At 70.9% G+C, this 12,618-nt stretch carries 11 protein-coding genes, 1 tRNA gene and 4 pseudogenes; 6 read left to right on the forward strand and 10 right to left on the reverse strand.

The features are described 5' to 3' along the window. Nucleotides 1-708: 708 nt before the first annotated feature. Nucleotides 709-921: a hypothetical protein gene (locus ACIP94_RS23435; RefSeq protein ID WP_402428814.1), complete on the reverse strand. Its 213-nt coding sequence runs from the start codon at nt 919-921 to the stop codon at nt 709-711. Nucleotides 922-1,193: 272 nt separating this feature from the next. Here ACIP94_RS23435 and ACIP94_RS23440 point away from each other — a divergent pair, with 272 nt between their 5' ends. After that, nucleotides 1,194-2,039 (forward strand): zinc ribbon domain-containing protein, encoded by an 846-nt coding sequence (locus ACIP94_RS23440; protein WP_402428817.1) that lies wholly within the window; start codon nt 1,194-1,196, stop codon nt 2,037-2,039. Here the strand turns inward: ACIP94_RS23440 and ACIP94_RS23445 are convergent. From ACIP94_RS23445 to ACIP94_RS23455, 3 genes and pseudogenes are all read right to left on the reverse strand, one after another. Next, nucleotides 2,021-2,105, reverse strand: a tRNA-Leu gene (locus ACIP94_RS23445). The genes ACIP94_RS23440 and ACIP94_RS23445 overlap by 19 nt on opposite strands. Nucleotides 2,106-2,357: 252 nt before the next feature. Beyond that, complete coding sequence (locus ACIP94_RS23450; RefSeq protein ID WP_402428820.1) at nt 2,358-3,899, reverse strand: aldehyde dehydrogenase family protein; 1,542 nt, start codon at nt 3,897-3,899, stop codon at nt 2,358-2,360. A 142-nt stretch (nt 3,900-4,041) separates the two neighbouring features. Next, a pseudogene (locus ACIP94_RS23455) lies at nt 4,042-4,419 on the reverse strand (succinate--CoA ligase subunit alpha); the annotation flags it as partial. Between ACIP94_RS23455 and ACIP94_RS23460 the strand changes: the two are divergent. After that, on the forward strand, nt 4,372-4,548 hold the full coding sequence (locus ACIP94_RS23460) for a hypothetical protein (RefSeq protein ID WP_402428823.1): 177 nt from the start codon (nt 4,372-4,374) through the stop codon (nt 4,546-4,548). The pseudogene ACIP94_RS23455 and the gene ACIP94_RS23460 overlap by 48 nt on opposite strands. A 103-nt stretch (nt 4,549-4,651) precedes the next feature. On the opposite strand, the gene ACIP94_RS23465 is transcribed toward ACIP94_RS23460, so the two are convergent. The 4 genes from ACIP94_RS23465 to ACIP94_RS23480 all read right to left on the reverse strand — a co-directional run bounded on the left by ACIP94_RS23465 (nt 4,652) and on the right by ACIP94_RS23480 (nt 8,027). Continuing rightward, nucleotides 4,652-5,329 carry a GntR family transcriptional regulator gene (locus ACIP94_RS23465; RefSeq protein ID WP_402428826.1) on the reverse strand — a complete coding sequence of 226 codons (678 nt, stop codon included), beginning with the start codon at nt 5,327-5,329 and terminating at the stop codon, nt 4,652-4,654. 151 nt (nt 5,330-5,480) lie between these two features. Further along, complete coding sequence (locus ACIP94_RS23470) at nt 5,481-6,428, reverse strand: beta-ketoacyl-ACP synthase III (protein WP_402428829.1); 948 nt, start codon at nt 6,426-6,428, stop codon at nt 5,481-5,483. 170 nt (nt 6,429-6,598) lie between these two features. Next, entirely contained in the window at nt 6,599-6,727 is a 129-nt protein-coding gene (locus tag ACIP94_RS23475; protein ID WP_402428832.1) for a hypothetical protein, read from the reverse strand. Next, complete coding sequence (locus tag ACIP94_RS23480; protein WP_402428833.1) at nt 6,702-8,027, reverse strand: OFA family MFS transporter; 1,326 nt, start codon at nt 8,025-8,027, stop codon at nt 6,702-6,704. The genes ACIP94_RS23475 and ACIP94_RS23480 overlap by 26 nt, the downstream gene beginning before the upstream one ends. Before the next feature lie 158 nt (nt 8,028-8,185). Between ACIP94_RS23480 and ACIP94_RS23485 the strand changes: the two are divergent. Both ACIP94_RS23485 and fdhD read left to right on the forward strand, forming a co-directional pair. Beyond that, nucleotides 8,186-8,659: pseudogene (locus ACIP94_RS23485) on the forward strand (4Fe-4S dicluster domain-containing protein); the annotation flags it as partial. 7 nt (nt 8,660-8,666) lie between these two features. Further along, nucleotides 8,667-9,515 carry a formate dehydrogenase accessory sulfurtransferase FdhD gene (gene fdhD / locus ACIP94_RS23490; RefSeq protein WP_402428836.1) on the forward strand — a complete coding sequence of 283 codons (849 nt, stop codon included), beginning with the start codon at nt 8,667-8,669 and terminating at the stop codon, nt 9,513-9,515. Nucleotides 9,516-9,693: 178 nt separating this feature from the next. Here the strand turns inward: fdhD and ACIP94_RS23495 are convergent, their stop codons facing one another. After that, nucleotides 9,694-10,221, reverse strand: a complete 528-nt coding sequence (locus ACIP94_RS23495; RefSeq protein ID WP_402428839.1) for an isochorismatase family protein — start codon at nt 10,219-10,221, stop codon at nt 9,694-9,696. A 19-nt stretch (nt 10,222-10,240) separates the two neighbouring features. Next, nucleotides 10,241-10,417: pseudogene (locus ACIP94_RS23500) on the reverse strand (MarR family transcriptional regulator); the annotation flags it as partial. 57 nt (nt 10,418-10,474) lie between these two features. Here ACIP94_RS23500 and ACIP94_RS23505 point away from each other — a divergent pair. After that, nucleotides 10,475-10,573 (forward strand): annotated as a pseudogene (locus tag ACIP94_RS23505) (zinc-binding dehydrogenase); the annotation flags it as partial. Between the two features lie 158 nt (nt 10,574-10,731). Next, the gene (locus ACIP94_RS23510) at nt 10,732-12,609 is read left to right on the forward strand and encodes an exo-alpha-sialidase (RefSeq protein WP_402428842.1); all 1,878 of its coding nucleotides are present in this window, start codon (nt 10,732-10,734) and stop codon (nt 12,607-12,609) included. Nucleotides 12,610-12,618 lie beyond the last annotated feature (9 nt).

Here is a 12,618-nt window from a genome sequence, read left to right on the forward strand (position 1 = left end):
GAATGCCATGCGATGAGCCCGCCGGACGGCGCAGGTCGCCCGAACGCGTCTCCACCCCGATGTCCGCTCCATGCGGTGCCTTCCCCTCCTCGATCCCAGCACCCACAAGCAGCCCGCCGGTCGAGCGGGTGCACGCCAAAGGGGCGGCACAGTCGATCAAGGCCCCCCGCGGAGCTTCACGCTAGGGCGTGACTTCGACGCAATACGCAAAGGTTCTCCACAGAAGGAGCCAAAAAAAGCACCTGAGTTGACACGTCAGCCGACGTCAGTCCGTCAAAAAGCCACGCAGTGAAGTCACTTGACGAACAGTTAGCAACGGACCTCGACCTTGGTGGCCCTGAGAATTGCACACCGACGCGGGGCCCACGGGGGGAACCGCATGAGTTCGAAGGACACCAACTTCGATGTCCGCCTCTCACACACCCAAACGCGGTTCCAGACGCCCCACGGCGAGGCCGCTCGCCACCGTCCTCGCCGCAACCCTGGCAGCCGGGTCGCTGGCCGCCATGGCACCAGCACATGCGACACCAACCGCTCCAGCTTCCTCACGCCCTCACACCGCACGCGGCAGCGCTCCTCGGTCCGCTGAAACGCGTCTCAACCCCACAGAGGCGGCGTCCGCCCGGGCGAAGGCAACCGGCAAGCCGGTGACCATCGACCAACTCACCGACACGGGAACGGTGGTGGTGGCCAACCCGGACGGCACGTTCACCGCACCGACTCCTCGATGCCGCAGCGCACACTGCAGCGTGGGAGGTGGGTGCCGATCGACACCGCACTGGTGCGGCGGGCGGACGGGACCTGGGCGCCCAAGGCCGCCGTCACGGACGTGGCTTTCTCCGGCGGCGGCTCCGGTGCGCTGGACACGCTGCACAGCGGCAGCGACAAGTTGAGGTTCTCCTGGCCGAGTGCACTGCCCAAGCCGGTGATCTCCGGTGACACCGCGACCTACCCCGACGTGCTGCCCCAGGTCGACCTCCAGCTGACCGCGGACGCCTCCGGGTACTCCTCGATCCTCGTGGTCAAGTCCGCCAAGGCGGCGGCCGATCCACGCCTGCAGCACCTGACTCTCAACACCACCACGGCCAACGTCAAGTTGTCCGCCACGCGCGACGGCGGTGCGCAGGCCACGGACAAGCAAGGAAGAACGCCTCCTCGACATCGACGACGTCACCCTCGGCCACCGCACCACCATGACCCACAACCCCAGCGACGAGTGGATCTGGTCCAACGAACCCGCACACGAGCCGCTCATCGCCAAGGAACTCTTCGAAGCCGCCCAGCGGGCCCGCAGGCAGCGCGCCCGCGCCTACCAGCGGCAGGAACGCCCCAACCGGCGAAGCAGCCAGCGGGCCTACGTCCTGCGAGGCCGGGTGAAGTGCACTCTGTGCGGACGGAAGATGCAGCCCTCTGCGATCCGCGACCGCGTCTACTACCGATGCGAGTACAAAGTACAGGAAGCAGCCCTCTACCCCGGGCTCGACCACCCCCGCACCATCAACCTGCGCGAAGACATCATCTGCCGGGCACTGGATGCATGGATCGCCCGCGCCTTCGCCCCGGACCGGCTCACCGCCACGATCACCGCACTCAGCCAGGCCAGCATCGCGGCAAGCGCGGCGCAGCCCCAAACACTCGAGCAGGCCCAAGCCCGCCAAGCGATCAAGGAATGCGAGCGGCGTCTTGTCCGCTATCAGGCCGCCCTCGACTCCGGAGCCGACCCAACCGTCGTCACCCAGTGGATCAACGACGCGCAACGTGACAGGGAAGCGGCACAGAAGAAGCTCGACGCACTGCCCCCCGTCACCCGCAAGAAGGAACCGCCCCTCACGGCCGGCCAGATCCGGGAGATTACCGAGAGGCTCGGAGACATCGCTCAACGTATCCAAGCCGCAGACGCGGACAAGAAAGAGCCCCTCTACGAGGCCCTGGGCATCACGATCACCTACGACAACGCGACGAGGACCGCGACCGTCAGGTCGAGGCCCTCGATTCCGTATCGCTATAGCGAGTTAGCGAGTGTCCGAGGGGGGACTTGAACCCCCACGCCCGATAAAGGGCACTAGCACCTCAAGCTAGCGCGTCTGCCATTCCGCCACCCGGACTAGGTGTCTGCCGCCTGGCCAGGGGTCTTCCCCGCGGCGACAGGGACAACAATACCAAGGTTTCGGAGTGCCTTTCACCTGCGTATTCAGGGGCACGCCGGGTCCCGGGCGGGCCCGACGTTCGCTTACCCAGCGTGATCGCATGGCTGCGCCTTAACGCGAAGCCCAGGTCAGCGTGTCTCTGCCGCCCCCTCGGCTCGGCCGGGGGAGCCGGGCGCCACCCGCGCGAAGTGGGCGGCGCCCGGCCTCCCGTCACGGCATCAGCTGGTACTCCGGGAAGTTCCCCGGCAGCCGCTCCCCCGGCGGCCCCTGGGTCACCGCGCGGACGAGCAGCTCGCCGCCCACGAAGGCGCCGCGCCAGGACGCGCCGAAGCCGCCGAAGAGTTCGTCGCGGTCGCCGCGGGAGCGGGGCTTGCCGTGGCCGACCTTGAAGGCTCGGATCTGCGGGGCCAGACGGTCGTACGTCTCCTGGTCGTCCGTCGACAGTGTCGCCACCAGGGCGCCGTTCGACGCGTTCATCGCCGCCAGCAGTTCCGCCTCCGTGTCGACCAGGATGATCGTGTCGACCGGGCCGAAGGGTTCCGCGTGGTGCAGCGGGGAGGGCGGGGGCGGGTTCAGAAGGGTCACGGGGTGGACGTAGGCCGAGGTGTCCTGGCCCGGCAGGAAGCGCGCGTCCGCCGCCCGGCCCCGGTGCAGGGGGATCGCGCCGCGGTCGATCGCCTCGGCCACCTGGTCCGTCAGCTCCTTCGCCTTGGCCGCGTTGATCAGCGGGCCGAAGTCCAGTTCGGGGTAGGGGTCCTCGGGGTTCTCCACCGCGAGGGGGTGGCCGACGCGGACTCGGCGGACCGCCGGGAGGTACGCGGCCAGGAACTCGTCGAACAGGGAGCGCTGGACGACGAAGCGCGGGTACGCCGTGCAGCGCTGTTTGCCGTAGTCGAAGAGTTTCGGGACGACCGCGGTGAGCGACTCCCAGTCCGTGTGGTTCCAGATGCCCCAGGTGTTCAGGCCCTCCTGTTCCAGGATGTGCCGTTTGCCCAGGTCGGCGACCGCGGTGGCCACCGCGGCGCCGGTGTCCCGGCCGCCGACGAAGGAGACACAGCCGATCTCGGGCGCCCGCACGAGCGCCTCCGACAGCTCGCCGCCGCTGCCGCTGACGAGGGTGACGGGGATGCCCTCGCGTGCGGCGAGCGCACAGGCCAGGGTGAGGCAGGCGACGCCGCCGTCGGTCGGGGTCTTGGCGATGACCGCGTTGCCCGCCAGGGCCTGCACCAGCAGGGCGTGGACCAGGACGCTCATCGGATAGTTCCAGCTCGCGATGTTCGAGACAGGGCCGTCCAGCGGGGACCGGTCGCCGATCATCCGTTCGATTCCGTCGACGTACCAGCGCACGCCGTCGATGGCCCGGTCCACGTCGGCCTGCGCGAGTCGCCAGGGTTTGCCGATCTCCCAGACGAGGAGGAGGGCCAGCAGTTCGCGGTGTTCCGTGAGGGCGTCCAGGGTCGCCGCGACCCGGGCGCGGCGCTCGGGCAGGGGCACCTGGCGCCAGGCGCGGTGCCGGTCCAGTGCGGCCCGCACGGCACGGTGGGCGCTGCCGCGGTCCAGGCGCGGCGGCCCGGCGATGGGGCTGCCGTCGATCGGGCTGGTGGCGGGCAGCGCCTGGCCGTCCGCCTGCCAGGAGGAGTCCCAGAGGTTCAGGACGCGGTCGTCCCGGAAGGCCTCGGGGGCGACGGCGAGGCAGCGCTGCCAGGCGTCGGACCAGGAGGTACCGGATTTGAGGGTGAGGATGGGTGCCATTCGATTGCTCCGCTCTCGGTGCACAGTCGGGGGCGGGTCGTGCATGGCTCGTCTGTGTCGCACGCACACGGTGCCGGATGCCGGTACAGGAAAGTCGGTACGACGCTAGCGGGGCGTCGCGACGCCTGAAAGTGACCTGGCATCAACTATGAGTGACGTCACGCTCGGCTTCCAGCAGGGTGAGCACCAGGCGCGCCGTCTCGGTGGGCGCGTCGCCCACCTTCACCCCCACCCCTTCCAGCGCTTCCTTCTTCGCCTGCGCGGTACCCGAGGAGCCGGAGACGATGGCGCCCGCATGGCCCATCGTCCGGCCCTCGGGGGCGGTGAAGCCCGCGACATAGCCGACGACCGGCTTGCTGACGTGGTCGCGGATGTAGTCGGCGGCCCGCTCCTCCGCGTCTCCGCCGATCTCGCCGGTCATCACGATGAGCTCCGTGTCGGGGTCGGCCTCGAAGGCGGCCAGGCAGTCGATGTGGGCGGTGCCGACGACCGGGTCTCCGCCGATGCCGACGCAGGTCGATCAGCCCCGGCCAGTCGAACGCCGGCATCATCCCGGCGGACATCGCAATCGCTGCCGATCATCTTCAACTTCAACTACGCGTTCGACACCGCGAACTACGACGAGGTGCTGGACCGGACGACCGGCTGACCGGCGTACCGGCTGATCCCCGTACGGCCGTTGGTGGCCCTCCTGCGTCCGGGAGGGCCACCGCCGGCTGCCCGCATCCGCCCTTCGGTCCTCGCCGGAAAGCTCAGGTCTCCGTACGGGCGTGGTACGACCGCCGTGTGTGCTCGGTGTGTTCGCGCATCAGACGGGTGGCCCGCTGCTCGTCGCGGGCGGCGATCGCGGCGATCAGCTCCCGGTGCTCGTTCCAGGACTGCTGTCCTCGCTGCCGGGCGACCGGGGTGTAGTACCAGCGCACCCGCCGGTCGACCTGCCCGGCCAGCTCAGCGAGCACCGCGTTGCCCGCGAGCTCCATCACCTTCGCGTGGAAGCGGGCGTTCAGCGCGACGGCCCCGTCCACGTCGTCCTCGGCGACGGCACGCTCTCCCTGTGCGCACAGTTCCTCCAGGGCCGCGATGCCGGCGCTGCCCGCGTGCGCGGCGGCGAGCCGGGCGGCCTCCGCCTCCAGCAGCGTACGCACCGTCAGGAGCTGGTCGGCCTCCTCCTCCGTGGGCTCGTGCACGAACGCGCCCTGGGCGGGCCGCAGATCGACCCAGCCCTCGGTGTTCAGCCGCTGCAGCGCCTCGCGCACCGGCTGCCGGGAGACGCCGAGATGCCCGGCGAGTTCGCTCTCCACGAGGTGCTGGCCGGGCTGGAGGGCGCGGGTGGTGATGAGTTCGAGCAGCGCCTCGTAGACACGGTCGCGCAGCGGGCCGGGGCGCTCCAGCCTGGGCACCGCTCCCTGTGGCAGTCCTGTCGACAACATCGCGGTCCCCCTCCAGGGCAACGACGGCGCGATAGCCGGGAAGCCAGTATGGATTGTCTTTCGTCTACAGTCTACGGCGCGCAGGAGGCGTGAAGGGGCGGTCGGGCCGATGGGCGCGCGAGGGCGGTGGCGGAGGGGCACACGGGACGGCTCACGGACACCGGACGACCTGACCCGCGTACGACAGGTTCCCGCCGAAGCCGAAGAGAAGCACCTGGTCCCCCGTGGAGATCTCCCCGCGTTCCACGAGCTTGGACAGGGCGAGCGGAATGCTCGCCGCCGAGGTGTTGCCGGACTCGGCGACATCGCGGGCGACGACCGCGTTGACCGCGCCGAGCTTCTCGGCGAGCGGCTCGATGATCCGAAGGTTGGCCTGGTGCAGCACGACCGCGGCGAGGTCCTCGGGCGCGGTCCCGGCCCGTTCGCAGACCTGCCGGGCGATGGGGGGCAACTGGGTGGTGGCCCACCGGTACACGCTCTGCCCCTCCTGCGTGAACCGCGGGGGCGTGCCCTCGATGCGCACCGCGTGCCCCATCCCGGGCACCGAACCCCACAGCACCGGCCCGATCCCGGTCTCGGCGCCGGCAGGGCACGCCTCCACCACGGCGGCCCCGGCGCCGTCCCCGACCAGCACACAGGTCGTACGGTCCGTCCAGTCCGTCACCTCGGACATCTTGTCGGCGCCGATGACGAGCGCCCGGGTGGCCGCGCCCGCTCGCACGGTGTGGTCGGCGGTGGCGAGGGCGTGGGTGAAGCCCGCGCAGACGACGTTGATGTCCATCGCGGCGGGCTGCGGGACGCCGAGCCGCGCGGCCACGCGGGCGGCCGTGTTCGGCGAACGGTCGACGGCGGTGGAGGTCGCGACCAGGACCAGGTCGATGTCGCCCGGCGCCAGGCCCGCCGCCGCGAGCGCCTTCGCCGCGGCGTGCGCGGCCAGCTCGTCGACGGGCTCGTCGGGCCGGGCGATGTGGCGTGTGCGGATGCCCACCCGGGTCCTGATCCACTCGTCGCTGGTGTCGACCATGCCCGCCAGGTCCTCGTTGGTGAGCACCTTGGCGGGCTGGTAGTGGCCGACGGCGGCGATGCGTGAGCCGTGCATGGGTGGTTCCCCTCGTTGCCGTGGGTAGCGGGATCCACCAGTCTGATCAGTGACTCACGGGTATGGCGGCAGGTGAAGCGACAGGAATGGGCCGTCCGTGTTGTCGGCTTCCCGCAGACCCTCGGACGCCCGAGCATCCGCGGTACGGCCGTCCGGGCTCATCCGCCGGCTCACCCGGTGAACAGTTGCCTCGCCTTCAGGACCAGCTCGTAGAGGCCGTAGCACAGGGGTGCCCCGACCCACAGCCAGGCGAGGACGGTCAATGTCCGCCGCTCAGGCGGGCTGCTCTCGCCGGCCATCGGCGGCCTCCTTCGGTGCGGAGAGGTGGTGGCGGGGGTGGACGGGCCGGACCAGCTCGTTGGCGATGAGTCCGATCACCAGCAGACCGATCATGATCATGAAGGACAGGCCGTAGAGTTCCGGGCCGTGTTTGCCGGCCGCCTTCTGGTGGTCCGCGATCCAGTTCACGATCAGCGGCCCGAGGACTCCCGCGGTCGACCAGGCGGTCAGCAGCCGGCCGTGGATCGCACCCACCTCGTACGTCCCGAAGAGGTCCTTCAGATAGGCGGGGACGGTTGCGAAGCCGCCGCCGTAGAAGGAGAGGATCACCAGCGCGCAGAGGATGAACAGCGGCTTGGACGAGTCGCCGAACGACGCGATGAGCAGGTACATCAGCGCGCCGGCGCCCAGGTAGACGCGGTAGATGTTCTTGCGGCCGATCAGGTCGGAGGCCGAGGACCAGCCGATGCGGCCCGCCATGTTCGCGGCCGACAGCAGGGCGACGAAACCGGCGGCCGCGGAGGCCGACACGGGCGTCGAGGTGCCCGCGAAGAAGTCCGTGATCATGGGCGCGGCCTTCTCCAGGATGCCGATGCCGGCGGTCACGTTCATACAGAGCACGACCCACAGGCACCAGAACTGGGGGGTGCGCACGGCGCCGCGGGCGGAGACCTGCGCACCGCCGACGGCGCTCGGCCCCTCCGCCACGGGCTTCTCGGTGCGCGGCACCCGCACCAGCAGGACGCCGAGCGACATGAAGACGGCGTACGCGAGCCCGTGCACCAGGAAGGCGAGCGCGATCCCGGAGTGGTCGGTACCGAACGACCGGAGCATCTGCGCCGACCAGGGCGAGGCGATCAGCGCGCCGCCGCCGAAGCCCATGATGGCGATGCCGGTGGCCATGCCGGGCCGGTCCGGGAACCACTTGATCAGCGTGGAGACCGGCGAGATGTAGCCGACGCCGAGGCCGATGCCGCCGACGAAGCCGTAGCCGAGGACGATCAGCCAGTACTGCTCGCTCGCCGCACCGAGCGCGGAGATCAGAAAGCCGGAGGAGAAGCAGACGAGGGCCACGGTCATCGCCCAGCGCGGCCCGTTGCGTTCGACGAGCGTGCCTCCGAACGCGGCGGACAGGCCGAGCATGACGATGGCGAGCTGGAACGGCAGGGCGCTTTCGGTGCCGTTGAGGTGGAGCGCGGACTCCAGGGACGGTTTGAACACGCTCCAGGCGTATGCCTGGCCGATGGAGAGATGAACGGACAGAGCGGCGGGCGGCACCAGCCAGCGGCTCCACCCCGAAGGCGCGACGGGAGGGCTCATGTGACGAACGGTAGGCAGCGAAAGGCGAGTTGAGAACCCGTCGCGTCGACCGTATGCGGTGAACGGTATCCGGCGCGCGGCGAACGGTCGTACCGGGCGGTGTGGTCACCGTCCTCGGCCCCAAGGCCGCCGGCGGCGGCGGCAACGGGAACGTGCGGGACGCGGCCCGGCTGGGCGAGGAGCCGCGGATCGACAACGAGCTGTACGTGCGCGACTACGACGAGTGCGTCCTGTGCTACGAGTGCGTGGACGCCTGCGGCGAGCAGTGGCAGAACACCTTCGCGATCACCGTGGCCGGGCCTGGCCTCGGCGCCCGCATCGCCGTCGAGCGCGACGGCCCGCTGACCGAGTCGGCGTGTGTGTACTGCGGCGACTGCGTCGAGGTGTGCCCCACCGGGGCGCTGTCCTTCAAGTCGGAGTTCGACCGGCGCGCGGCGGGTACCTGGGACGAGTCGGCGCAGACGCGTACGACGACCGTGTGCGCGTACTGCGGTGTGGGCTGCGCCCTCACCCCGCACGTGCAGGACAATGAGATCGTCAAGGTCACCTCCTCGCATGACGACCCGGTGACCCACGGCAACCTCTGCATCAAGGGCCGTTTCGGCTACCAGCACGTACAGAACCGGGGCTGATCAGGACATGGGACGAGTCACCGAACGACGCAAGGTGATCCGCATCCGGGACGGCGCGGTCTCCGTCCGCCCGGACACGCTGGTCGCTGAGGAGCCACTGGAGATCCGGCTGAACGGCAAGCCGCTCGCGATCACCATGCGCACCCCGGGCGACGACTTCGCGCTCGCGGCCGGATTCCTGGTCAGTGAGGGGGTGCTCGGCGCGGCTTCCGAACTGCGCAACATCGTCTACTGCGCAGGGGCCACCGTCGACGGCTCGAACACCTACAACGTGGTGGATGTGCAGACCGCGCCGGGTGTGGCCGTCCCCGACATCACGCTCGAGCGCAATGTCTACACGACCTCGTCGTGCGGTCTGTGCGGCAAGGCGAGCCTGGACGCGGTCCGTACGACGGCTCGCTGGCCCATCGCCGACAACCCCCCGGTCCGGGTGGAGCCGGAGCTGCTCGCGAGCCTCCCCGACCGGCTGCGGGCCGCCCAGCGGGTCTTCGACCGGACCGGGGGGCTGCACGCGGCGGCCCTGTTCACCGAGGAGGGGGAGCTGCTCGACATCCGGGAGGACGTGGGCCGGCACAACGCGGTGGACAAACTGGTCGGGCGCGCCCTGCAGAACGGGGACCTGCCCCTTTCCCGGACCCTGCTGCTGGTCTCGGGCCGGGCCTCCTTCGAGCTGGCGCAGAAGGCCGTGATGGCGGGCATCCCGGTGCTGGCGGCGGTCTCGGCGCCCTCGTCGCTGGCGGTCGACCTGGCCGCGGAGACCGGGCTGACGCTGGTGGGCTTCCTGCGGGGCAGTTCCATGAACGTGTACGCGGGCGAGGACCGCATCACCCTGCGGACCGCGGACGCCCGGGGCTGACCGGTTCCCCGCGGCACGGCGGCGGGGAACCGGCCGGCGGGGAGAGCCCCCTGCGCCGCAGGGGCCCCGTCTCAGCCGCGCTCCCGGGCGGCCAGGACGACCGCGGCGATCCTTCCGCAGGCCGAGGTCCATGGCCGCCCCTCGGCCCTGCCACCCGGGCGGGCGGCGGACCGGCCGGTCACCCCGTGGTGAAGCGCACCTGCGAGACCGTCACGACCGATCCCAGGCGGGGGAAGTCGAGCCGGACCGACGCCTCATGCTCGGCGGCGGTGAACGCGGCCATGGCGTCCTCGACGAAGACGAGGCCATAGCCGAGGTCGGCGGCGGCGCGGGCGGTGGACTCCACGCCCAGGTTGGTGGCGACACCGCCGAACACCAGGGTGGTGACGCCCCGTTCCCTCAGGCGCTCGTCGAGGCGGGTGCCCTGGAAGCCGCCGATCGTCCCCTTGACCACCTCCAGGTCGCCGTCCCTGAGCAGGCCGTCCGCCAGTCCGCTGCCGGGCGGCTGCTCGGCGACCGAGGGGCGTTCGACGCGGATGAGCACGACGAGGGCGCCGGCCGCGCGGAACGCCCGCGCCAACTCCTCTGCGGCGAGCAGGACTTCGGTGCCCTTGCGGGGCTCCAGGGGCAGCGCGACGATCCGGTCCATCAGATCGACGAGCACGAGCGCGGTGCGCGCGGAATCGAGCGTGAGAGGTGCGGTCATGACGGAACGTTAACCGCCGTCAGCCCTCCGTGCCCGAGATCCGGATCAGCAGATCCATGAAACGGTCGCGCTCGGCCGCCGAGAGCGTGGCGAGCAGGGTGTCGTTGGCCCGGCGGGCCGCCTGCTCGCAGCGTTCCTGCAGCCGTCCGCCGTCCCGGGTGAGCGACACGGCGTTCTTGCGCCGGTCCTTCGGGTCCGCGAAGACTCCGGCTGCCCGCGGGCGATCCGCGCCATCCGCAAGCCGGTCACGGTCCCCGTCGTCCACGGGGAGTTCCCGCTGGAGGAGGCGGCGAAGGCGCACGCGGTGATCGAGTCACGCGAGAACCTCGGCAAGGTGGTACTGCGCCCCTGACCCCGTGCCGGCTGCCGCGCCCCGCGGGAACATGGGTCCTGCACGCTTCTTGTGGGGCGGTTGAGACCCCAAGTAGCGTCTGTGGCCCGCACGTTGGACATGGGATGTCCAGTATGTCCAGTCACATGAGTCCAGACGCATGAAGGGCGGGCCGCACCATGGCGTCAAGTCTCCGTGCACGACTCAGATCGACCCTGACCGCCGTCCTCACCACCGCCGCGCTCCTCGCGCTGCCGAGCCCGGCGGGTGCGCAACCGTCCCGGAGCGAGGGCCTGTTCGAGCAGCAGGTGCTCTTCAAGGCCTCCCAGGACCCCGGCTACGCCTGCTTCCGCATCCCGGCCGTCGTGAAGACGGCGAAGGGCACCCTCCTCGCCTTCGCCGAGGGCCGCGTGCTCAACTGCGGTGACGCCGCCGACATCGACATCGTGGTCAAGCGCTCCACCGACGGCGGCCGCACCTGGGGCCCGTTGCGGGTCGTCAACGAGGGCGCCGGGGACACCCACGGCAACCCGGCCCCGCTCGTGGACCGGAAGACGGGCCGCGTGCTGCTCGCCGAGACCTACAACACGGGCCGCACGGACAGCGCGAGCTGCTCGGTGCCCTGCGACCGCACGCCCCATCTCCAGTACAGCGACGACGACGGGCTGACCTGGTCGGCGCCACGGGATCTGAGCCCGCAGATCCTGCCCGCGAACTGGAACTCCTGGTACGCGACCGGACCCGTGCACGGCATCCAGCTCACCCGCGGCCGGCACGCGGGCCGTCTGGTCTTCGGAGTCAACGCCGAGACCTGGAACGGCAGCCGGGTCACCGCGAACCACGCCGCACTCATCACGAGCGACGACGGCGGCGACCACTGGCGCATCGGCGCAACCGACTCCTGGCCGATCGCGGACGACGGCACCTTCCGCCAGAAGCCGTCAGAACTCACCCTCGCCGAACGCGAGGACGGTTCGATCCTCGTCAGCGGGCGTGAGCAGGACGGCACCGACCTCGGCCATCGCACCCAGACCGTCAGCCGCGACGGCGGCGGCAGCTTCGTCGCCCCCTTCCAGGATCTGCCGGACCTGTACACGCCCCAGGTGCAGGGCTCGATGCTGCGCCTCGGGGACAGCATCCTGCTGGCCTGCCCCGGCGATCCGGACCGCCGCCGGACGATGATGATCCGCTCCTCCTACGACGGCGGACGCACCTGGGACAGCGTGGACCGCGGCACGGTCGTCACCACGGACTGGTCCGGCTACTCCGACCTGGTCCGCGCCGACCAGGACACCGTGGGACTCATCTACGAGGGCGGCACGGTCGACGCGCGGGACGAGATCCGCTTCGCCCGCTTCACGCAGGACTGGCTGCAACCGCGCCGCGGCCCCGACCCGACCACACCCGACCTGGCCCCGCACGCCCGGCCGGCCGCGGTCCTGGGCGGCGCGCGGCAGACGGACGGGGTGTTCGGCGGCGCCCTGGACTTCGACGGCACCGACGACGCCGTACGCCTGCCGTACCAGTCCCGGCTTCCCCTCGGGGACAAGGACTTCACCGCCTCGCTGTGGTTCCGGTACACGGCGACGGCCGGTGAGCAGCCCCTGCTCTGGATGGGCGGCATCGGCACCTCACAGCCCCAGGCGTGGCTGCGCGGGGAGCCCGCCTCGAACCGCATCCAGGGCCTGATCACGGTCCGCGACGGCGCCGCGGCCCCGCAGTCCGCGTATGTGCGCACCTCCGGCGCGTACAACGACGGCCGGTGGCATCATCTGGCACTGCGCCGGGGCGGAGGCCGGCTCACGCTGTTCATCGACGACACGCGGCTCAGCACCGCGGACGTGCCCGGTTCCGTGAGCCGTAACTCCCCCTTCGGGGTGCACATCGGCCAGCGGATGGACAGCCGGGCCTTCTTCACCGGCGCGATCGACGACGTACGGGTCTACGACCGGGCGCTCGGCGACGACGAGATCACCGCGCTGCGCACCGGCGCCCGGGTCTCCGCCCGGGACACGGTGGTGTGGCTGCCCATGGACCGGGTGAGCGGCAGCCACTAACGTCCCGGG

The sequence above is a fragment of the Streptomyces sp. NPDC093261 genome (genome assembly GCF_044753645.1).
Lineage (GTDB): Bacteria > Actinomycetota > Actinomycetes > Streptomycetales > Streptomycetaceae > Streptomyces.